The following is a 22,130-nucleotide window of genomic DNA, read 5'->3' on the forward strand; positions in this document are numbered from 1 at the left end:
CGAAGTTCGTGTTTTTCAGTAGCCGGCGACCTGCGGCCAGCGAAGCTCGACGCCGTCGTCCGTCAGACGGCGCTGGAAGTCGTCGAGGAGGGTGTCGCCCTCGCGTACGGCGTGCGGGGTCGTGCCGCGGTCGAGGCAGAAGGCGGCCAGCGCGCCCGCCGCCTCGCCGATGTTCCACTCGACCGGATGCAGCCGGTAGGCCCCGTTGGTGATGTGCGTGGTCCCGATGTTCTTGCCTGCGGGCAGCAGGTTGGTCGTCCGCCGGGGGATGAGCGCTCCGAGGGGGATCTCGAACGGCGAGCAGCCCACGTCGATGTAGTTGTCGCCGCCCGTGCTCGGGTGGAGGTCGATGCGGTACATCCCCACGCCCACGGAGTCGGCGTACCGGACCGCGCCCTTGTCGCCGCGGACGGCGAGGGACAGGTCCTGCTCGACCACCGTGTAGAGGGCCCTGATGCGCCGCGACTCCCGGATGTAGGCGGCCTGGGCGAGACCGTCGGCGCCGCCGGTGACGTCGCCGCGCAGCCGCAGGCCGGGGTAGCCGGTGCCGCCGTCCGGCCGGGGCGCCTCGGTCTGCAGCCAGTAGAGGACCGACAGCGACAGCTCGCGGGCGGCGGCGAGGTGCCTGCCCGCGTCGGGGACGTCGATGACCGGCCCCTCCAGATAGTCGATCATGGGCCAGTTGACGAGCGTGATGTCGCTGTCGTACGCCCCGGGGACGAAGTTGCGCCGGGCGGCGATCCTGCGGAAGGTCCACAGGTTGGCGTCGCCGGGGCTGAGCCGCTGGTCGGCCACCACCGACAGCGGGTCGTCGTCGGGGTTGGGGGTGAACGACCGCTCGACGATCTCCAGCGTGCGGGGGTGCGGGCAGCGCCACGACAGCAGCCGGTCGCCCCAGAAGGACGGCTGATACTCCCGCCAGAACCCGTAGGAGGCGGGCCTGTCAATGGTGTGGTCGCCGTCGACGTGGTCGATCGCGAAGCACACCGAGACCGCCTGCATGTTGAGCGGCTGCGCCTCGGCGGGCGCGCTCGGCTCCCCGGTCTCGGCCTGCGACTCGAACCCGGTGACGTACTCGGTGCCGGTCATCGGCAGCAGTTCGCCGGTCTCGGTGGCGTCGAGCACGTACGGCGCCGTGACCGTGATCCGGCCGCCGCCGTCGCGGTGCTCCACCGTCACGCTCGTCACCCGGTCGCCGTCCACCTCCGCGGCCACCGGCCGGTACGGCTGCAGCACCCGCAGCCGTCCGGACCCCCGGTAGGGCGCCAGCATCGCCTCGATCACGGCGACCGCGACCCTCGGCTCGTGGCACAGGCGGCTCACGTGCCCGGCGCCGGGGTTCAGCTCGCGCCAGGACCTGGACCGCCCGGTCAGCGGATAGTGGTCCCGGTAGTAGCGCCGGATCCCGTCGCGCAACGCCCGGTAGCTCGCCGTCACACCGAACCGCTCGACCCACGAGTGCTCGTCCGGCGGCACCGCCTGGCTGGTGAGCTGGCCGCCCAGCCAGTCGTACTCCTCGGTGAGGACCACGGTGCGGCCGGCCCGCAGCAGGGCCAGAGCGGCGGCGACGCCGCCGAGCCCTCCGCCGACGACCAGCGCGTCCGCCGTTGTCTCGCTCACGTGCGATTACCTTCCTTCCTCGAGCCGTGCGGGGGCGAGGGTCGATCCCTCCACGAACTCGCACGGCAGCAGTTCCTGGGGCGTTCCGCCGCGTTCGAGCACCTGGGCGAGCAGTTCCACGGCCCTGCGGCCCATCTCGCGCCGAGGGATGCGGAACCCGGTGAAGTCGATCTCGACGCGGACCGGCCGCGTAGGGGCGCCGAGCGCGAGGATCGACAGCTCGCCGGGCACGTCCACGCCGCGCTCCCGGGCGGCCTGCACGATCGCGACGCCGTCCGCGGACTCCTCCACGAACGCGGCGGTCACGCCCGCCGCGGCCAGGTCGTCGAGGACGTCCCCCGGCCCGCGGTCGGCCACAGGCACGTGGATCCACTCCGTCCCGACGGCGGCGACCGCCTCGCGGAAGCCGCGCATGCGATCGGCCGGGGACTCCGCGCCCGTCCCCGCGCCGACGTAGGCCAGCCGCCGATGGCCGAGGCCGTACGCGCGCTCGACCAGCGCGCGTACGGCCGGCGGGTAGTCGGCCCCGACGTACGGCACCGGCCCGCCCGCGTCGTCGCGGCGGCCGACCGAGACGAAGGGGATGTTCTCGGTCAGCAGGCGGGCCAGGTCGTCGCGATCGACCGTGCGGCCGAGCAGCACGCATCCGTCGGCCAGCCGGATGCGGCTGTCGGCGTTGAAGATCCGCCGCCGCTCCCCCGACGCCTTGGCGCTGGTGAACAGCAGCAGGTCGCAGCCGATCTCCTCGGCGCACTCCTCGATGCCGACGAGGAACGGGTGGTAGAAGTCGGCGCTCGCCGTCGGGAAGACCGCCTCGTAGGTGAACACGCCGAGGATGCGGTTGCGGCGCTCGGCGAGCCGCCGGGCGACCGGGTCGGCGACGTACCCGGTCTCGCGGATCACCCGCAGCACGCGCTCGCGGGTCTCTGGCGCGATGCGCACGTCCGCGTCGGACCGGTTGTTCAGCACCAGCGAGACCGTGGTCTGGCTGACACCGGCCATGCGGGCGATGTCCTGCTGGGTGAGGCGGCGGTTGGTCACCACGTGGGGTCCTGTCTGATAATGCGTATTAGCGAGAGAGAGAACATCATTCTGGAAGCCGCGCGTGCCCGCGTCAAGACGTGTTCATCCTGAACTAATGCGCATTAGTCACACGTGATGACGACGTCGATGCTGCCGTCGTGCGGGACGCGCAGCACATGGATGAGCCGCCTGGCGTCGCGGAAGTAGGTGGAGGAGCCGAAGCGCAGCGAGGCCGCGCGAGCCGTCCCCCAGCGGATCCGGATCAGCGCCGCTCCCCTGCGCACGTCGATCCCGTCGGCCGTCGCGGTGGTGTTCGCGTGATACGGCGCGGGCGTGCCGTCGGTGAAGACGAGGGTGTCGGTCGGCAGCAGGACGAGCGGGATCTGCTCGGTCGCCGCCGCGGACGCGCGGACGGCGCGGCGGACGGTGTCACGCGTGACGGTCACCTCCGTGCGGATCGACCCGTCGGCGGCGCCGTGGCGGATGCCGAACGTTCCCTCGCCTCTGGAGTGCTCGCCGGTCCACGGGGCGGTGCCCGGCTCGCCGGCGAAGTACTCGGCCGGCTGGTCTCCCGCGTTGTCCGGCACGCCGTTCGCCCTCACGGTGCCCCAGCAGCCCTGGTTGTTGTTGTTCAGGGAGTGCACGATCGTCCCGGCGTCCGGGTGCCACAGGAACGTCAGGCCGGTCCTGCCGTACGCCGTCCCGCGCGTGCCGAAGTAGCCGCCGAGGTAGAGGCCGGGACGGCGGACGAACACGAAGTCCTGCCCCAGGTCGCTGCGGATCTCCACGAAGTGCTTCCACTTCAGGTACGGCAGGCTCCTGACCGCCTTGTCCTTCGCCTTCCTGGTGGGGAAGCGTTCGCCGTAGATCGCGTGGGTGAGGATGCGCGGCGAGGTGTCCTGCTTCTGGGCCGGGGTCACGGGGGCGCTGTCGGCCGCCCAGGCGGCACGCGCGGCGGCCAGGTCCTCGCGGGCGCTCATGAACGCCGCCAGCGCGGGCACCTCGGGCACGAACAGCGAGTTGAGCGCGGTCCGGTCGGGATCGGGCCGCACGTCGTCGTAGAACCGGCTGCTGGTGCGCGTCGACGGCGCGATGTTGCTGATGTAGCCGCTGCCGTCCGGCTCGCGGACCAGGTTGTAGCCCAGCCAGTCGGCGAACCGCCCGGCCATCGCGACGAGCGTCCGGTCGCCCGTCTGGTGGTAGGCGTCGGCCATCTCCGGCAGCATGACCTCGAAGTTGTAGTTCATGTCCATGCCGCGCTGCTCGTAGAAGAACCCGGCGGGGCTCTGGCCGTCCGCGGCGAGCCTGGCGACGCCCTCGGCGAGGCGCCGGCGCAGCGCGGGATCGGGATCGAGGTTCAGGGCGAGTGAGGCCCCGGCGAGGCCCGAGGTGGTCTGGTTGGCGAAGGCCAGCGGCTTCTTCTGCCACACCTTGGTCGTCGCCGGATCGAGGAACCAGGTCATCCCCCGGTGAAGAGCGGCCTTGATCTGGTCCTGCCGCTCCGGCAGCGCACCGGACCGCCGGAGGATGTCCAGGGTCTTGCTCAGGTAGCCCATGGCGAAGCCGGTGGGCGCCATGCCCCGCTCGTCGATGTCGTACTCCGGCCACGAGCCGTCGTCGTGCTGCAGGCCGAGGTAGTGGCCCAGCGCCGCGTCGAGCGCGGCGAGCAGCGCCGGGTCGCCTGCGTACGGGTTCCAGGGGCGGGCGTTCGCGTGGAACCAGGCCAGCGTGTAGACGTGCTCCTGGACCCGGGCGTTGTACGGCGCCGAGGGGGTGCGCCACCAGCCCCCTTTGAAGAAGCCGTAGGTGGCCGGGTCGGCGTCCTCGATGTCGTTCACCATCGGCGCGAGGATCATCAGATAGGGCGCGTAGCGCTGCTCGGTGGGGGCGAACAGCCGGCGGTCCGGAGCCCCGGCGGGCAGCGCGGCCAGGTCCGGCAGCGGGCCCGTCGTCGCGGCGGCCGCCCGCCGGGCCCGGGCGGGCAGGGCGGCGAGGAGCATCGCTCCGCCGGCGGCGGCCAGCAGGCCACGGCGGCCGATCACGGGCAGGGCGGGGTTACGGTCCTTCTCGGTGTCCTGGTTCATGGGGGGCGACTCCTCAGGGGCGAGGGATCCGGGGCAGGGTGAGCGCGAGCGCCATCACCGCATGTAGTCACCTCTGCGGTGCTAATGCGCATTAGTCGCGCTGAGACGACATACTGCGGGCTCGCCTGTCCTCTCGTCAACGGTGTAATAGCGGTAATAATGCGCATTAGCAGCTTGGGCCGGGCGCCTGGACGGACGTCACGGTGCGTGATGTCCGCTCCCGTCCTCACAGGACGGGGGTTTGCCCTGTTGGCGGATGGGGAGGGGAGGACAGCACCGCGTACGGGCCGTTTTCGGCCGCCCGTTTCCGGTGCAGTCGTCGTCCCGTACGGCGCGACGGGCGTGACCGTAGAGGGGTGAGGTGAGCGGGATACCGACGATCAAGAGCCTGGACGAGCTGACCGAGCTCGTCGAGCACCGGCCCGGGCTGTACCTGCGCTATTCCAAGGGCCCCGACGCCGACGCCGGCAAGCCGAGCGTCGACTACGAGAGCCGTCTGGAGCTGCCCGGCCTGTCGGTGACCGTGCTCGACGCCGAGCGCTGGTGGACCCTCCCGCTGCGTGACTGGCTGGCCCGTCAGATCTGCAAGTACACCCACCTGGCCGAGAAGGACGAGGAGCGGCACGCGTGGGTGCTGACCGGTCGTGTGGTGGCCCGAGGCCCCGACCACGAGCCGCTCATCGACCAGGTCGAGCCGGTCGCGTGGCTCGACGACTCCGTGGTCGAGCAGGCGCGCGAGCACTACGAGAAGGTGTTCGACGCCGGCCGCGACTCCACCGGATGAAACTCAGGCCCGTGCCTCGGGCCGCCCGGGCGGGACGAGCAGCCCGGTGACGCCGCCCTCGATCAGGCCGGGGATCCCGCCGACCGGGGTGGCCACGATCCGGTTGCCCGCGTGCATGACCTCGATCAGCACCGTGCCGAGTGCACGCTGCGGATGTACCCCGAAGTCCTGATCGACACTGACACGTCGCCTGTGAGGGCGGTCCGCGGAGATCGTCCGCCCGGTAGCCTTGCAGGCCGGTGTGTCCGCTGCGTCCGCGGCCGCGGTCACAGGGGCCGATGCGTTCGGCAGTGCTTTATATGCTTTCTTTCTCCTGTTCATGACGGTGATCGCGAGGGTGGACATGGTCGAGAGGGCTGGCACCATGAAGCGGGCGCGATCAGCGCGCGCCGCCGGCGGTGATCCCGAACTGGATCTGCGGCAGCTCCTGGCCGGCCTCACCGCCGTGCGGGACGGCGATTTCGGCACCCGGCTCCCCGAGGACGGGGACGGCCTGCTGACGGAGATCGCGACGGTCTTCAACGGGATGGTCGACCAGCTCTCCCTGTTCACCTCCGAGGTGACGCGGGTGGCGCGGGAGGTGGGCACCGAGGGCCAGCTCGGCGGCCAGGCCGAGGTGCCGGGGGTGTCGGGCACCTGGAAGGACCTGACCGACTCGGTGAACGCGATGGCGGGCAACCTCACCAGCCAGGTCCGCTCCATCGCCGAGGTCACCACCGCCGTCGCCAAGGGCGACCTCTCCCAGAAGATCACCGTCGACGCCCGCGGCGAGATCCTCGAACTCAAGAACACCGTCAACACCATGGTCGACCAGCTCTCCTCGTTCGCCGACGAGGTCACCCGCGTCGCCCGCGAAGTCGGCACCGAGGGGCAGCTCGGCGGGCAGGCACAGGTGCCCGGCGTCGCCGGAACCTGGCGCGACCTCACCGACTCCGTCAACTTCATGGCCGGCAACCTCACCAGCCAGGTCCGCTCCATCGCCGAGGTCACCACCGCCGTCGCCAAGGGCGACCTCTCCCAGAAGATCACCGTCGACGCCCGCGGCGAGATCCTCGAACTCAAGAACACCGTCAACACCATGGTCGACCAGCTCTCCTCGTTCGCCGACGAGGTCACCCGCGTCGCCCGCGAAGTCGGCACCGAGGGGCGGCTGGGCGGGCAGGCACAGGTGCCCGGCGTCGCCGGAACCTGGCGCGACCTCACCGACTCCGTCAACTTCATGGCCGGCAACCTCACCAGCCAGGTCCGCTCCATCGCCCAGGTGACCACGGCCGTGGCCCGCGGCGACCTCTCCCAGAAGATCACCGTCGACGCCCGCGGCGAGATCCTCGAACTCAAGAACACCGTTAACACCATGGTCGACCAGCTCTCCTCGTTCGCCGACGAGGTCACCCGCGTCGCCCGCGAAGTCGGCACCGAGGGCCAGCTGGGCGGCCAGGCCGACGTCAAGGGCGTGTCGGGCACCTGGCGCGACCTCACCGACTCGGTGAACTTCATGGCCGGCAACCTCACCAGCCAGGTCCGCAACATCTCCCAGGTCGCCACGGCGGTCGCCAAGGGCGACCTCTCCCAGAAGATCACCGTCGAGGCCAAGGGCGAGGTCGCCGCGCTCGCCCAGACCATCAACACCATGGTCGACACGCTGAGCGCGTTCGCCGACGAGGTCACCCGCGTCGCCCGCGAGGTCGGCACCGAGGGACGGCTGGGCGGCCAGGCCGACGTCAAGGGCGTCTCCGGCACGTGGAAGGCGCTGACCGAGTCGGTGAACGTCATGGCCGACAACCTCACCGACCAGGTGCGCAGCATCGCCGAGGTGACCACGGCGGTCGCCAAGGGCGACCTGTCGCAGAAGATCCGCGTCGACGCCCGCGGCGAGATCCTGGAGCTGAAGGAGACCATCAACACGATGGTCGACCAGCTGTCCTCGTTCGCCGACGAGGTCACCCGCGTCGCCCGCGAGGTCGGCACCGAGGGACGGCTGGGCGGCCAGGCCACCGTACGCGGCGTGTCGGGCACCTGGAAGGACCTCACCGACTCCGTCAACGTGATGGCGTCCAACCTCACCAGCCAGGTCCGCTCGATCGCCCAGGTCGCCACGGCGGTCGCCAAGGGCGACCTCTCCCAGAAGATCACCGTCGAGGCCAAGGGCGAGGTCGCCGCGCTCGCCCAGACCATCAACACCATGGTCGACACGCTGAGCGCGTTCGCCGACGAGGTCACCCGCGTCGCCCGCGAGGTGGGTACGGAGGGCCAGCTCGGCGGCCAGGCCCGGGTGCCCAACGTGGCGGGCACCTGGAAGGACCTCACCGACAACGTCAACTCGATGGCCGACAACCTCACCAACCAGGTGCGCTCGATCGCCCAGGTCACCACGGCCGTCGCCCAGGGCGACCTGACCAAGAAGATCGACGTCGTCGCCCGCGGTGAGATCCTCGCGCTGAAGACGACCATCAACACGATGGTCGACCAGCTGTCCTCGTTCGCCGCCGAGGTCACCCGCGTGGCCCGCGAGGTGGGCAGCGAGGGACGGCTGGGCGGCCAGGCCGAGGTCGAGGGCGTGTCCGGCACCTGGAAGCGGCTGACCGAGAACGTCAACGAGCTGGCCGGCAACCTCACCCGCCAGGTGCGCGCGATCGCCGAGGTGACCAGCGCGGTCACCTCCGGCGACCTGACCCGGTCGATCACCGTGGACGCCGAGGGCGAGCTGGCCGACCTCAAGGACAACGTCAACTCCATGGTGGAGTCCCTGCGCGAATCGACCAGGGCCAACCAGGAACAGGACTGGCTCAAGACCAACCTCGCCCGCATCTCCGGGCTCATGCAGGGTCACCGCGACCTGTCGGCGGTCGCCGAACTGGTCATGAACGAGCTGGCCCCGCTGGTCAACGCGCAGCACGGCACCTTCCTGCTGGCCGAGGAGACCGCTGCGGGCGCGGAGCTGCGGGTGGTCGGCTGCTACGGTCACCGCGACGCCTCGCGCCGCTACGCGTTCGGCGAGTCGCTGGTCGGCCAGGCCGCGCAGGCCCGGCGGACGATCCTGGTGGAGGACATCCCACCGGGCTACCTGACCGTGTCGTCCAGTCTCGGCGAGGCCGGGCCCGTCAACCTCATCATGCTGCCGATCGTGGTCGAGGACCAGGTGCTCGGCGTGATCGAGCTGGCCAGCCTCGGGCGCTTCGCCAGCATCCACAGGGACTTCCTGGAGCAGCTCGTCGAGACGATCGGCGCCAACGTCAACACGATCGTGGCCAACGCCCGCACCGACGCGCTGCTGGCCGAGTCGCAGCGGCTCGCCACCGAGCTCCAGGTGCGGCAGGAGGAGCTGCAGCGCTCGAACGCCGAGCTGGAGGAGAAGGCGGAGCTGCTGGCCCAGCAGAACCGCGACATCGAGACCAAGAACACCGAGATCGAGCAGGCCCGCCAGGAGCTGGAGGACCGGGCCCAGCAGCTCGCGCTGGCGTCCAAGTACAAGAGCGAGTTCCTCGCCAACATGAGCCACGAGCTGCGCACCCCGCTCAACTCGCTGCTCATCCTGGCGCAGCTCCTCTCCCAGAACCCCACCCGCAACCTCACGCCCAAGCAGGTGGAGTACGCCAACGTCATCCACTCGGCCGGCACCGACCTGCTCCAGCTCATCAACGACATCCTCGACCTGTCCAAGATCGAGGCCGGCAAGATGGACATCACGCCGGAGCCGGTCAGCCTGCGTCAGCTCCTCGACTACGTGGACGCCAACTTCCGCCCGCTGACCACCCAGAAGGGGCTGCGGTTCGGGGTGACGGTGGCCTCCGACGTGCCGGCCCGGCTGCTCACCGACGAGCAGCGGCTGCGGCAGGTGCTGCGCAACCTGCTGTCGAACGCGGTCAAGTTCACCGAGGCGGGCTCGGTCGAGCTGCGCATCGAACGGGCGGCCGACGTGAACCTGCCGAACACCGCCGGCCAGGAGATCCTGGCCTTCCACGTGGTGGACACCGGCATCGGCATCGCCGCGGAGAACCTCTCGCAGATCTTCGACGCCTTCCAGCAGGCCGACGGCACGACCAGCCGCAAGTACGGCGGCACCGGCCTCGGCCTGTCGATCAGCCGGGAGATCGCGACCCTGCTCGGCGGCGAGATCCGCGCGACCAGCACGCTGGGCGAGGGCAGCACGTTCACGCTCTACCTCCCGCTGGCCCACGTCGACGGCGCGCAGACGGAGGCACCCGGGGCGCGCGAGGAGGAGCTGCCGCTGATCGTCCCGCACCCCGCGCCCGTGGCGGCGCAGACCTCGGTCGGCCGGGACGACGGCAGGGCGGGGCGCCGTCTGCTGGTCGTCGAGGCCAGGCCCGGCGGCCTGCTGTCCATGCTGGCCCAGAGCGTCGCGGCCGACCTGCACGACACCCACGGGCCGGTCCAGGTGTCGACCGCGAGCGACGCCCACTCCGCGCTGTCGATGCTGCGGCAGGAGAGCGTCCACTGCGTCGTGCTCGACCTCGGCATGCCGCACGACACCGCGGCCGACTTCCTCAAGGGGCTCGACTCCGATCCCGCGCTGCGGGCGCTGCCGGTGCTCGCGCACCACTCGCGCAAGCTGTCGCGCCCCCAGGAGGACCTGCTGCAGGTGCGCTCCCGCAACCAGCCGCTGGAGCGCCTGCCCAGCCTCGACGAGCTGCGCGAGCGGATCACCCTGCACCTGTCCGCCGAGGAGCCCGGCAGCGTACTGCCGCTCGTGCAGCCGGCCTCGGAGGAGGGCGCGCAGGAGCTCGGGAAGTTCGACAGCGCGCTCGTGGGCCGCAAGGTGCTGGTCGTGGACGACGACGTGCGCAACGTCTTCGCGCTCACCACGATCCTCGAACTGCACGGCATGCAGGTGCTGTACGCGGAGGACGGCCGCAAGGGCATCGACGTGCTGATGCGCAACGACGACGTGGACCTGGTGCTGATGGACATCATGATGCCGGAGATGGACGGCTACGCCGCCACCGCCGCCATCCGGTCCATGCCGCGCTTCGCCCAGCTGCCGATCATCGCCGTCACCGCCAAGGCCATGCACGGCGACCGGGAGAAGACGCTGTCGTCGGGCGCGAGCGACTACGTCACCAAGCCGGTGGACGCCGAGGAGCTCATCGTCTGCATGCAGCGCTGGCTGGACCTGCCCGGCAACGGCGACAGGTAGGCGCCGCCTAGAGCTGACGGGTCGGGGCCGGGCCCGAGGCCGGGGCGGTGCGACGGCCCCGGACCCGCGCCGCCCTGCGCAGGTCCTCGAGCACCGCCCGGGCGGCCCGCCGTCCGGAGACCAGCGCGCCCTGGTGGGAGCCGGTGTCCCGGTGGTCGCCGCACACGTAGCGCCCGGCGCCCAGCCCCACGGCCTCGAGACGCACCGGGCGGCGCAGCGGCATCGGCGGCGGCATGGCGGGCAGGGCCGCCTCGATCGCGTAGGTGGCGACGTGCTCCCACGACGAGGTGTCGCCGTAGATCTCGGTCAGCCGGGCCCGCACCCGGGGCTCGTCCCGGTCCGTGTGGACGCCGAGGACCGAGGTGGAGATCAGGGCGCGGCCGTCGGCGGAATACTCGGGCGCGGCGTCGGTGATCACGATGGTGTCGGTGATCACTCCCTTGGCGTCCACGACCAGCGTGGGCTCGCCGAGGGGCGAGGCAGGGGCGGCGTGGTAGAAGGTCGTGACCGGCCGCATCGCGGGCACCGGCAGACCGGGCACCAGCCGTCCCGCGGTGGGCGGGTCCACCGCCACCACCACGGCGGCGCCCGCGATCTCTCCCCCGCTCGCGAGGGCCACGCCGTCGGGGGTCAGCGCGACGACCGGCGTCTCCAGCGAGATCGCGTCCTCCGGCAGGCGGGCGGCGAGCTGAGCGGGGATCCGCTCCATGCCGAGGGCCGGCACGCCGATCCTGCCGCGGGAGAACGACCGCCACAGGAGGTGGAAGATCCTGCTGGAGGTCTCCAGCTCCCGCTCCAGCACGACTCCCGCGAGGAGGGGGCGGAACAGGTTCTCGACGATCTCGGGAGACGCGCCCCAGCGCCGCAGCTCGGCCAGGGTGGTGCGGTCGGCGCCGCCGCGCCGCCGTACGAGGAAGTCGGGCAGCAGCAGGTCGCGGGCGGTCACCGCGGCGAGCACCGCCTTGTCGAACGGCGTGCCCAGCGGGGCGAGCAGGCCGCTGAGCGCGTGCCGAGGGTGCCGCCAGGGCAGCGCGACCAGCTCGCGCCGGCCGTCCCGGAAGATCATCGCTCCGTTGGTGAACCGCCGCAGGTCCAGGGCGCCGATGTCGAGGACCCGGCCGGCCTCGGGGTAGCTGGTGTTGAAGACCTGGAACCCCCGGTCGAGCCGGAAACCGTCCACGAGGTCGGTGCGGATCCGGCCGCCCACGCCGTCGGACGCCTCCAGGACGCGGACCGGCACGCCTTCCTGACGCAGGTGCCAGGCGCAGGCGAGGCCCGCGAGCCCCGCGCCGACGACGATCACCGTGGCGGGCTGTGGCATGAGCGGATCTCCTCCCTGATCGGCCGCACGCACGACGGCTCCCTTCAGGGACTTCGAACCGGCATGCCGGGGCGGATGCAGGGGCTCCGCACGAGCGCGCGGGGGGTTGGTTGAGAGGTCAGATCTGTGATCGTTCACAGATCGGCACGGCATGCGGACCTGAAAATTTCAATGACCGGCGTGCGATGCCGAGGTGCAGGTGACACCCCTGAGGCGGCTTCTACCAGCCGAGATCGACATGCCCGGACGCGTCGGATGATTGCGTTCACATTGGTGAATCGGAGCTGGTTGACCCCACCGCCGGTCTCGCGTTGTGATGACGCACCCCGGCGCATCCCGTCACGCCGTACCCGCCGGGGCAGGTCCGACCCGGGAGGTCCCGCCTCGGAGAACCCCGATCACGCCCGCGCTTCCGCCGCCCTCACGGCCGAACGCCGCACCCCCATCGGCACCCCCTCATGGAGTTCCAGATGACCACACGACGAAGATCCGCTCTGGTCGCCGCCGTGGCCTCGGCCGCCGCGCTCGCGGGGGCCGGAGTCCTGCCGGCCCTGCCCGCCTCGGCTGCGGCGGGCTGCCGGGTGGACTACCAGGTGACCAACCAGTGGCAGGACGGGTTCGGCGCAGCCGTCACCATCACCAATCTCGGCGACGCGATCGGCGGCTGGACGCTCACCTGGTCGTACACCGCCGGCCAGACCGTCACGCAGGCGTGGAACGCCACGGTCACACAGAGCGGCGCGCAGGTCAGCGCCAAGGACGCCGGTTACAACGCCTCGATCCCCACCGGCGGCACGGCCTCGTTCGGCTTCAACGGCTCGTGGAACAACTCGTCCAACCCCGTGCCCGCGAGCTTCGCGCTCAACGGCACCACCTGCACCGGCGGGGTCACGAGCAGCCCCACCGCGAGTCCCAGCGCGAGTCCCAGCGCGAGTCCCAGCGCGAGCCCGACCCCGTCGCCCTCAGCGAGCCCCACGCCGAGCCCTTCCGCAAGCCCCACGAGCATCCCGGCGGGCGCGCGGCAGATGGAGGACCTCAACCGCGGCCTGATCAGCGTGCGGTCGGGCAGCGGCAACCTGGTCTCCTGGCGCCTGCTCGGCACCGAGAGCATCGGCACCGGGTTCAACGTCTACCGGGGCTCGACGAAGCTGAACTCCTCGCCGATCACCAACTCCACGAACTACCTCGACTCCGGGGCCGCCGCCGACGCCACGTACACGGTGCGGGCCGTGGTGAACGGCGCGGAGCAGGCGGCGTCGGAGACGTCGCTGCGCTTCACCGGCGGCGACCACCTCGACGTGCCCATCCAGCCGCCGTCCGGCGGCACCACACCCGACGGGGTGGCCTACACCTACAGCGCCAACGACACGAGCGTGGGCGACCTCGACGGCGACGGGCAGTACGAGATCGTGCTGAAGTGGGACCCGTCCAACTCCAAGGACAACTCCCAGTCCGGCTACACCGGCAACGTGTTCGTCGACGCGTACAGGCTGAACGGCACCCGCATGTGGCGGATCGACCTCGGCCGCAACATCCGCGCCGGCGCCCACTACACGCAGTTCCAGGTGTACGACTACGACGGCGACGGCAGGGCCGAGGTGGCGATGAAGACCGCCGACGGCACCAAGGACGGCGCCGGGAAGGTCATCGGCAGCTCCTCGGCCGACTACCGCAACTCCTCCGGTTACGTCCTGTCCGGTCCCGAATACCTGACCATGTTCAACGGCCAGACCGGTGCGGCCATGTCCACCGTGGACTACGACCCGCCGCGCGGGACGGTCTCCTCGTGGGGCGACTCCTACGGCAACCGCGTGGACCGTTTCCTCGCCGCCACCGCCTACCTCGACGGCACCCGCCCGTCGCTGATCATGTCGCGCGGCTACTACACGCGTACGGTCATCGCGGCCTGGGACTTCCGCAACGGCTCACTGACCAAGCGGTGGACGTTCGACTCCAACTCGGCCGGCAGCCAGTACACGGGGCAGGGCAACCACAACCTCGCCGTCGCCGACGTGGACGCCGACGGCAAGGACGAGATCGTCTTCGGCGCGATGGCGATCAACGACAACGGCTCGGCGCTGTGGAACACCCGCAACGGCCACGGCGACGCCCTGCACGTCGGCGACCTCGACCCGTCGCGCGCCGGGCTGGAGGTGTTCAAGGTGGACGAGGACACCAGCAAGCCCGCGGCGTGGATGGCCGACGCCCGCACCGGCTCGATCATCTGGAGCAACGCCTCCTGCGGCTGCGACAACGGCCGCGGCGTCTCCGACGACGTCTGGTCCGGCAGCCCGGGCGCCGAGTCGTGGTCGTCCGCCGTCAGCGGCATCTACAACACCAAGGGGCAGAACGTCGGGCGCAAGCCGGGCTCGGCGAACTTCCTCGCGTGGTGGGACGCCGACCCCGTCCGCGAGCTGCTCGACGGCACCCACATCGACAAGTACGGCACCGGCTCCGACACCCGGCTGCTGACCGCGAGCGGGGTGCACTCCAACAACGGCACCAAGTCCACCCCGTCCCTGTCGGCCGATCTGTTCGGCGACTGGCGCGAGGAGGTCGTCTGGCCGACGAGCGACAACACCGCCCTGCGGATCTACAGCACGACCACGGCGGCGAGCCGCCAGATCTACACGCTGATGCACGACCCGGTATACCGGGAGGCGGTCGCCTGGCAGAACACCGCCTACAACCAGCCGCCCCACACGGGCTTCTTCCTCGGGGACGGCATGGCGACGCCCACCAGGCCGAACATCTATCTGAGGTGATACCCCGGCGGCGGCCGCGGACATACCTGGCGAGGTCCGCGGCCGCCACCGGCGCCGGGCACGCCCGGAGCGCTCAGCCCGGGGCCTCCGTGAGGCACAGACCGAGCTGGGTGTACAGCTCCAACTGGTCGAAGTACTCCCGGTGGGTCTTGATCTTGCCGTCCTCGACGAAGGACGCGCAGGTGCCGCGGAAGGTGACCGGACGGCCCGTCCCCTGCAGTTCGCGCCCGTTCGGCAGCAGGAGAGGCCCGAGGTGCGTGCCCGTGGCCGTCCACTCCACCATCAGGGGCGCCTCGCAGGTGACGGCTTCGTACCACACGACCAGCTGGAAGTCGGGAAAGCTCTTGAAGACCTGCTCGTACATCCACCCGATCTGCTCATGTCCCTCCGCCACACCGAAGGGCGAGACGAGGACGGCGTCCGGACTGAAGATCTCGAGCACGCCCTCCACATCGTGTTCGTTGAGCGCGTCGGCCAGCCGGCGTTTCACAGCCCATGGATCGGACATGACGACAGTCCCTCGACGGTCGGTATGTAACGCTGGCCAGCAACTTTAGCCAGAGGCCGGTCAGGCGCTGCCCACGGTTACGTCGCCGCAGCACCACAAGCGGGTTCCGGTTCTCACATGGTTACGCGCTTTCCGCACAGCGGTTCCGGCGGCGTCCCGCCGGCTGGGCATCGACGTCTCCGGGTCCCCGTCCGCCGCGTGACCTGCGCCTTTGTGGGTAGGCCAGTCACAGCGGAGGGCCATGGGGGTGGCAGGATGCGATCATCGATCAGTCTCGGCCGCGTGGGCGGGGTCCCGGTCGGGCTCAACATCAGCGTCATCGTGATCGTCGTGATCCTGGTGATCGGGCTGGCCTTCGGCCGCTTCCCCATCGCCTTCCCCGGCCTCCCGACGGCGGCGTACGTGCTGGCCGCGGTGGTGTCGGCCCTGCTCTTCCTGGCCTCGTTGCTCGCGCACGAAGTGGCCCACGCGATCGTCGCCAAGCGGCACGGGCTGGAGGTCAACGGCATCACGCTCTGGCTGCTCGGCGGGGTGGCCGAACTGCGCGGGGAGCCCCGTTCCCCCGGGGCCGACCTCAAGATCGCCGGGGTGGGGCCGCTGACCAGTGTCGTGCTCGGCGGCGTCTTCGCCCTCGCGTCCTGGGGGGTTTCCGCCGTCGGCGCGCCGCCGCTGATCAGCGGGATGTTCGGCTACCTGGCCGCGGTGAACGTGCTGCTGGCCGTGTTCAACCTCGTGCCCGCCGCACCGCTGGACGGCGGCCGGGTGCTGCGCGCCTTCCTGTGGGCGCGCTGGCACGACCGCCTGCGGGCCGCCGTGGCCGCCGCCCGGGCCGGCCGGGTCTTCGGCTACGTCCTGATCGCGATCGGCTTCCTCAACCTCGTCTCCGGCCTCAGCCTCCAGGGGTTCTGGCTGGCCCTGATCGGCCTGTTCCTGGTGAACGCGGCCACCGCGGAGGAGCAGCAGACGCAGATCGACGCCGCGCTGCACGGGATCACGGTGGGTGAGGTGATGTCGCGTGACCCGGTCGTCGCCCATCCCGACGAGACCGTGGCCGGCCTGGTCGACCGGCTCGTGCTGCGCCATCACCTGTCCACCTATCCGCTGCGGGACGACGACGGCCGGTTCGCGGGACTGGTGACGCTGCGCCACATCCGGCGCGTGCCACCCGACGACCGCGCGACCACCAGGTTGCGGGAGATCGCGTGCCCACCGTCGGACGTGCCCACCGCCCACCCCGGCGACCAGCTCACGGAGTTGCTCCAGCGGATGAGCGGGTGCACGGACGGCCGGGCCGTGGTGCTCGACGACGACGGGCACCTGGTCGGCCTGGTCACCCCCACCGACATCAGCCGGACCATCCAGACGGTGGACCTGCGGGCGCGCGAGCCGTACCGGACGCCGCGCGGCGCCGACCTCGCCCCGCCCCCTCCCGGAGACCGCACCCCCCGAGGACCCGCCCCCGGAGGACCCTCTTCCGGCAGCCCCACCCCTGGAGGCCCCGCTCCCGGAGGCCCCGCTCCCGGAGGCCCCGCTCCCGGAGGCCCCGCTCCCGGAGGCACGGTCCCGCCGGCCGGTCGCCGCGACGCCGCCTGAACCCCGCGTCGTTCGGCCCGGGTCATTCGTCGGCGGGTTCCTCGACGTCGTCGGGCGAGTCGGCGCCGGGGGCGTGCCAGTCGCCGGACGCGCCGCCGTCCAGGTCCGCGCAGGGCTCCACGTCGGGTGACTCCGCCAGCGGCGGCAGCCGGTCAGGGATCATGTTCTCCGGCCCCGCGTTGTCCTTCGGCATGGCATCCTCCTCGGGCCGCTGCCTCTCCGTCTTCGCGTACCCTCGGGCGGCGCGGGCATTCGGTCGGGCCGCAGGGCAGGCCGCGGTAGCCGAAAACAGACGCGCGAGCCGTGTTGAAAGGGAGACCAGGGGTAGGCGGACGGTGCGACCGGACCGGACAAAGCGGTCGTAACTGATAGAGGCAGGCTCTCAAGGAGGTGGGGATATGACGATCGTCGACGACACGGCGGTCGAACAACGGCGGCTGCGGTTCGAGCGGGACGCACTGCCGTACATCGACCAGATCTACGCCGGCGCCCTACGGCTCGCCCGAAACCCCGCCGACGCCGAAGACCTGGTGCAGGACGTCTACATGCGGGCCTTCAGCAACTTCCACCAGTTCCGCGAGGGCACGAACCTGCGGGCCTGGCTGTACCGCATCCTGACCAACACCTACATCAACACCTACCGGAGGCAGCAGCGGCAGCCGCAGCGGTCCGCGACCGAGGACGTGGAGGACTGGCAGCTCGCCGAGGCGGCCTCGCACACCTCGTCGGGGCTCAAGTCGGCCGAGGTCGAGGCCTTGGAGGGGCTGCCCGACTCCCGGGTGAAGCAGGCGCTGCAGGAGCTGCCCGAGGACTTCCGCCTGGCGGTCTACCTCGCCGACGTGGAGGGCTTCGCCTACAAGGAGATCGCGCAGATCATGGACGTCCCCATCGGCACGGTCATGTCACGGCTGCACCGGGGACGCCGGCAACTGCGGGCCAAGCTGGAGGACTACGCCGCCGAACTCGGCCTGCTCCGGTCGGCGAGCGCCGCCGCGCGCGACGGCGAGAGAACCCGGGACGGCGGGAAAGCCTAGGCGAAGGGGCTCAGGCGTCCTCGCGCTCGGGGTTCTCCAGCCGGAAGAAGTTGCTCGGGCTGCCGTCCTTGCGGTGCTCCTGGTAGATGAAGTTGAGCTTGCGCTCCTCGAACGTCGTGAACCACTCGTCCCAGGAGATCTCCTGCAAATCGCCCCCGCCGTAGCCCGGGAAGTCGAACCGGAGGACCCCGGGCCGGCCCTCGTGCTCGGTGCCGGGGACCGTGGCGGGTCTGGCGTCCCGTTCCTCGGCCCAGTGCCTGATCACCTCGTGGTCGGTCGTGATCAGGCTGCGTCCCGGGCGCTCCTCGTGCTCCTGCGCGGAGGAGATCTCCTGCTCGTACTTGTGCTCGCCGGTGACCGGGTGGTGCTGCTCGGACATCTCGACACCTCCCCCTCGTCCTCCCTACCCCGCGCCACCGGCCTTACCCTGAGGCCTTCCCGGGCAGCCGCACCCAGGCGGGGGACTCCTCCCCCGGCGCGTACGCGGAGCCGAGGCGCTTGCCCACCACACCGGGCAGGCCCTGCTCGGCCGCCGCCCGCCTCACCGCGTCCACCTCCCCGGGCCAGGACGGCGCCGTCTGCCAGCGCGGCCCGTTGACCGCGAGGTCCTCCAGCCCCGTACGGCGGCGCTCGAACGGCTCGTCAAGCAACGACCGGCCGTCGTCGTAGAGCAGGTCGTAGACGACGTAGACGGGGGTGCCCGCGAACGCGACGACCTCGCCGTCGAGCACGGCGGCCCTGCTGCCGAACGACTCGGCCAGCGGGCGCAGCCAGCGGTGCTCCCCGGTGACGTCCGCGCCGGCCCCGTCGCGCAGGGTGAGCCTGCCGCCCTCCGCGTACGCGAGCGCCCGCGCACCGTCCCACCAGAACTCCCAGGCGTACGCCTCCGGGTCGCGCGGCACGCGGGCGCGGGTCACCGGCGTCATCGGCGCGAGCGAGGCGGGCGGAGGCTGCCACCGCCCGCTGGGCGGGTCCATCCGGTGGATCATCCAGTTGCGGCCCCGGGTCTGGAACAGCACGTAGCGGCCCGCGACCCGGGAGCCGCTCAGCACGATCTTGACCTCGTGGTCGCTCCACTTCTCGGTCGCGTAGTGGCCGCGGTCCCAGATCGTCATCGTGCCGCCGCCGTACTCGCCCTTGGGGATCTCGCCCTCGAACCGGGCGTACTCCATGGGGTGGTCCTCGGTGTGGACGGCGAGGTGGTTGGTCGCGGGGTCGGGCGGCAGGCCCTTGGGGATCGCCCAGGAGACCAGCACCCCGCCACGCTCCAGGCGCAGGTCCCAGTGCAGGGACCGGGCGTGGTGCTCCTGGATGACGAACGTGTCGTCCTCGCCCCGCGGCAGCGGCCCTTCGGCGGGGACCGGCTCGCTGGTGCGCGTCGCGTCGCGCTTGGCCCGGTAGGTCTCGAGTTTGTCCGCCATCTCACTGGTTCTACCCACGACGTGACTCCCCGTGGGTGACAGGCGTGTCACCTTGTAGCGACATGTCCGGTTAAGGACTTCGTGACCACTTGGTAATTAGGAATCACTATCGTCACCCAGCATGAGTTCAGCGATCAGGCTGACCGCGGGCGCCGGCGTCGTGGCCCTCGGTCTCCTCCTGCCCGGCACCCCCGCCACAGCGGCCCCGAGCCACACGGTCAAGATCACCGTCATGGCCAGCTCCGACATCCACGGAAACGCGCTCAACTGGGACTACTACAAGAACGCGGAGTACGACGACAGCGCGCACAACGACGTGGGCCTGGCGAAGATCTCGACGATGGTGTCGAAGATCAGGGCCGACCGCGGCGCCGACCACACCCTGCTGTTCGACTCCGGTGACACCCTGCAGGGCACGCCGCTGGACTACTACTACGCCAAGATCGAGCCGATCACCTCGACCGGCCAGGTCCACCCGATGGCGAAGGCCATGAACGCCATCGGGTACGACGCCGTGACGCTGGGCAACCATGAGTTCAACTACGGCCTGCCGCTGCTCGGCGCGTGGGTCACGCAGATGAAGGCGCCGGTGCTCGGCGCGAACGCCGTCTCCGCCAAGACCGGCCTGCCGGCCTACCAGCCGTACGTCATCAAGACCATGAAGGTGAAGGGCGAAAAGCCGATCAAGGTGGGTGTGCTCGGCCTCACCAACCCCGGCGTCGCGATCTGGGACAAGGCGAACGTCGACGGCAAGCTGAGGTTCCTCGACCTTGTCGAGACCGCCAAGAAGTGGGTGCCGGTCATCCGCGGCCTCGGCGCCGACGTGGTCCTGGTCACCGCCCACGCGGGCGACGACGGCATGTCGTCCTACGGCTCCGACCTGCCGGTGGAGAACGCCGCCGCCATGGTCGCCGAGCAGGTGCCCGGCGTCGACGCCGTCCTGTTCGGCCACGCGCACAACGACGTGCCGCAGCGCTTCGTCACCAACAAGGTCACCGGGCAGCAGGTGCTGCTGACCGAGCCCAGCAAGTGGGGCCAGCGCCTCAGCGTCGTCGACTTCACGCTCGCCAAGGAGCGCGGGAAGTGGACGGTGACCGGCAAGTCGTCGGCCACGCTCAACACCAACACGGTGGCCGAGGACCCGAAGATCGTCGCGCTCATGAAGGAGCAGCACGACAAGACCGTCGGCTACGTCAACAAGGTCATCGCGCAGTCCACGCAGCAGTTGTCGGCGGCCGAGTCGCCGTACAAGGACACGCCGATCCTCGACTACATCCAGAAGGTCCAGACCGACCTCGTCAGCAAGGCCATCGCCGGCACCGCCGACGCCTCGCTGCCCGTGCTGTCGATCGCCGCGCCGTTCAGCCGCACCGCCGTGTTCCCGGCCGGGCCGGTCAGCGTCCGCGACATGGCCGGGCTGTACGTCTACGACAACACGCTGCTCGGCATCAAGCTGAACGGCGCCCAGATCAAGGACTTCCTGGAGTACTCGGCGAAGTACTTCGCCCAGGTCGCCCCGGGCGCGCCGATCGACCTCGCCACGCTCACCAACGCCGGCGGCACGCCCGACTACAACTACGACCAGCTCTCCGGCGTGACGTACGACATCGACATCTCCAAGCCGGTCGGCCAGCGCATCGTCGGCCTGTCCTACCAGGGCAAGCCCGTCACCGCCGACCAGCAGTTCGTGGTGGCCATCAACAACTACCGCCAGTCGGGCGGCGGCGGCTTCCCGCACGTCTCGACCGCCCCGGTGGTCTACAACGCCCAGGTGGAGATCCGCCAGGCGCTGATCGAGTACGCCGCGGCGAGCGGCACCATCGACCCGGCGACGTTCGCCGAGGCGAACTGGAAGCTCGTCCGCGACGGGGTCCCCGTCTTCGAGAAGTGACGAGTGGGGGTGGTCCGGGATCCTGGGCCACCCCCTTTTTCTCTTGAGCGGTCGTACTCAGTCGATCCGGGTGATCTCGCTCATGCCCGCCCACCCGTCCGGCGGCGACACTGACGTGTCAGAACGCCGAGGGAAAGGGTGGCCGTGAGCAGAAGCGGGATCGTCCTTCTCGCGATCGTCTCCACGATCGCGGGGATCGTCCTGGTCTACGTGGTGGACGTGCCGCTGCCGGTGGTCGTCTCGCTGGGCTTCGGAGCGCTGTGCCTGCTCTGGCTGATCGTGCTCCTGACGGTGCCGTGGAACCTGTACTTCCAGGCTCATGCCCTGATCCACGAGATACGGGTCAGCCGCGAGCGCGGGGTGGAGGTCTCGCCGGAGCGCGAGGCGGAGGCCCTGCGCATCGCGGTGCGCATGCGCCGGGCGGCCGTCGCCGCCCACCTGCTGTCGGCCGCCCTGCTCGCGACCGTCACCTACTTCTCCGGCGAGACCGTCGGCTACTACTTCGCCGTCTTCTACCTGATCGCCACGTTCTTCAGGCCGGCCGGTGCCTGGTTCTCCCACCTGCGCAACCGCATGACCACGATGCTGGAGGAGGTCCGGTATCCCCGGGAGGACGTCGTCACGCTCGTCGAGCGAGTCACCGCGCTTGAGGGGCGGGCCGAGGAGTCCGAGGCCCGGGCCACCGAACTGGCCGAGCGTCTCGACGCCCTCACCTCGGAGACCCGCGCCGGGTTCCACGCGGCCACGGCGCGCGCGGACGACCTCGACCGCCGGCTCGACGCCATGGGCAGGAAGTTCGAGGACTCCCTCAGCCGTCTCACCGACAACCAGGAGGTCCTGTCGGGAATCAAGGCGTTCCTCCGCCTGATCAGATCCGAGACCGGATAATCCCGATTTTGTGGACGGTCCTGCCACTGCCCGATACCCTCTG

Annotated in this window: 16 protein-coding genes; 7 read left to right on the plus strand and 9 right to left on the minus strand. The window is 70.7% G+C overall.

Going from position 1 to position 22,130, the window contains the following annotated elements:
• Window positions 1-15: 15 nt before the first annotated feature.
• From FLW16_RS03905 to FLW16_RS03915, 3 genes are all read right to left on the minus strand, one after another.
• Window positions 16-1,620, minus strand: coding sequence for an FAD-dependent oxidoreductase (locus FLW16_RS03905; protein WP_142557680.1), 1,605 nt, complete (start codon window positions 1,618-1,620; stop codon window positions 16-18).
• A gap of 6 nt (window positions 1,621-1,626) precedes the next feature.
• Entirely contained in the window at window positions 1,627-2,664 is a 1,038-nt protein-coding gene (locus tag FLW16_RS03910) for a LacI family DNA-binding transcriptional regulator (RefSeq protein WP_221890886.1), read from the minus strand.
• Window positions 2,665-2,765: 101 nt separating this feature from the next.
• Window positions 2,766-4,727 (minus strand): hypothetical protein, encoded by a 1,962-nt coding sequence (locus FLW16_RS03915; protein ID WP_221890887.1) that lies wholly within the window; start codon window positions 4,725-4,727, stop codon window positions 2,766-2,768.
• 361 nt (window positions 4,728-5,088) lie between these two features.
• On the opposite strand from FLW16_RS03915, the gene FLW16_RS03920 reads away from it, so the two are divergent.
• Window positions 5,089-5,511 carry a DUF6098 family protein gene (locus FLW16_RS03920; protein WP_142557682.1) on the plus strand — a complete coding sequence of 141 codons (423 nt, stop codon included), beginning with the start codon at window positions 5,089-5,091 and terminating at the stop codon, window positions 5,509-5,511.
• A 3-nt stretch (window positions 5,512-5,514) separates the two neighbouring features.
• On the opposite strand, the gene FLW16_RS03925 is transcribed toward FLW16_RS03920, so the two are convergent.
• Window positions 5,515-5,877 carry a glycosyltransferase gene (locus FLW16_RS03925; RefSeq protein ID WP_142557684.1) on the minus strand — a complete coding sequence of 121 codons (363 nt, stop codon included), beginning with the start codon at window positions 5,875-5,877 and terminating at the stop codon, window positions 5,515-5,517.
• On the opposite strand from FLW16_RS03925, the gene FLW16_RS03930 reads away from it, so the two are divergent.
• A complete protein-coding gene (locus tag FLW16_RS03930; RefSeq protein ID WP_260614852.1) occupies window positions 5,855-10,666 on the plus strand; it encodes a HAMP domain-containing protein in 4,812 nt (1,603 codons plus the stop codon). The two genes, FLW16_RS03925 and FLW16_RS03930, sit on opposite strands and share 23 nt — an antisense overlap.
• Before the next feature lie 7 nt (window positions 10,667-10,673).
• Here the strand turns inward: FLW16_RS03930 and FLW16_RS03935 are convergent, their stop codons facing one another.
• On the minus strand, window positions 10,674-11,987 hold the full coding sequence (locus tag FLW16_RS03935) for an NAD(P)/FAD-dependent oxidoreductase (RefSeq protein ID WP_142557686.1): 1,314 nt from the start codon (window positions 11,985-11,987) through the stop codon (window positions 10,674-10,676).
• Between the two features lie 470 nt (window positions 11,988-12,457).
• Between FLW16_RS03935 and FLW16_RS03940 the strand changes: the two genes are divergently transcribed.
• The gene (locus FLW16_RS03940) at window positions 12,458-14,752 is read left to right on the plus strand and encodes a cellulose binding domain-containing protein (RefSeq protein ID WP_142557688.1); all 2,295 of its coding nucleotides are present in this window, start codon (window positions 12,458-12,460) and stop codon (window positions 14,750-14,752) included.
• 73 nt (window positions 14,753-14,825) lie between these two features.
• Here FLW16_RS03940 and FLW16_RS03945 read toward each other — a convergent pair whose 3' ends face one another.
• Window positions 14,826-15,260, minus strand: a complete 435-nt coding sequence (locus FLW16_RS03945; RefSeq protein ID WP_142557690.1) for an ester cyclase — start codon at window positions 15,258-15,260, stop codon at window positions 14,826-14,828.
• A gap of 255 nt (window positions 15,261-15,515) precedes the next feature.
• Between FLW16_RS03945 and FLW16_RS03950 the strand changes: the two genes are divergently transcribed.
• Window positions 15,516-16,853: a site-2 protease family protein gene (locus tag FLW16_RS03950; RefSeq protein WP_142557692.1), complete on the plus strand. Its 1,338-nt coding sequence runs from the start codon at window positions 15,516-15,518 to the stop codon at window positions 16,851-16,853.
• 22 nt (window positions 16,854-16,875) lie between these two features.
• On the opposite strand, the gene FLW16_RS43380 is transcribed toward FLW16_RS03950, so the two are convergent.
• Window positions 16,876-17,046, minus strand: a complete 171-nt coding sequence (locus tag FLW16_RS43380) for a hypothetical protein (protein ID WP_185949238.1) — start codon at window positions 17,044-17,046, stop codon at window positions 16,876-16,878.
• Between the two features lie 205 nt (window positions 17,047-17,251).
• Here FLW16_RS43380 and FLW16_RS03955 point away from each other — a divergent pair, with 205 nt between their 5' ends.
• Window positions 17,252-17,887: a sigma-70 family RNA polymerase sigma factor gene (locus FLW16_RS03955; protein WP_142557694.1), complete on the plus strand. Its 636-nt coding sequence runs from the start codon at window positions 17,252-17,254 to the stop codon at window positions 17,885-17,887.
• A gap of 10 nt (window positions 17,888-17,897) precedes the next feature.
• On the opposite strand, the gene FLW16_RS03960 is transcribed toward FLW16_RS03955, so the two are convergent.
• Together FLW16_RS03960 and FLW16_RS03965 are read right to left on the minus strand one after the other, a co-directional pair.
• Complete coding sequence (locus FLW16_RS03960; RefSeq protein ID WP_142557696.1) at window positions 17,898-18,266, minus strand: hypothetical protein; 369 nt, start codon at window positions 18,264-18,266, stop codon at window positions 17,898-17,900.
• Between the two features lie 43 nt (window positions 18,267-18,309).
• Complete coding sequence (locus tag FLW16_RS03965) at window positions 18,310-19,308, minus strand: DNA polymerase ligase N-terminal domain-containing protein (protein ID WP_142557698.1); 999 nt, start codon at window positions 19,306-19,308, stop codon at window positions 18,310-18,312.
• Between the two features lie 121 nt (window positions 19,309-19,429).
• On the opposite strand from FLW16_RS03965, the gene FLW16_RS03970 reads away from it, so the two are divergent.
• Together FLW16_RS03970 and FLW16_RS03975 are read left to right on the plus strand one after the other, a co-directional pair.
• On the plus strand, window positions 19,430-21,199 hold the full coding sequence (locus FLW16_RS03970) for a 5'-nucleotidase C-terminal domain-containing protein (RefSeq protein WP_142557699.1): 1,770 nt from the start codon (window positions 19,430-19,432) through the stop codon (window positions 21,197-21,199).
• A gap of 144 nt (window positions 21,200-21,343) precedes the next feature.
• Entirely contained in the window at window positions 21,344-22,087 is a 744-nt protein-coding gene (locus FLW16_RS03975; RefSeq protein WP_142557701.1) for a hypothetical protein, read from the plus strand.
• The last annotated feature ends 43 nt before the right edge of the window (window positions 22,088-22,130 follow it).

Source organism: Microbispora sp. KK1-11 (assembly GCF_006874435.1).
Classification (GTDB): Bacteria; Actinomycetota; Actinomycetes; order Streptosporangiales; family Streptosporangiaceae; genus Microbispora; species Microbispora catharanthi.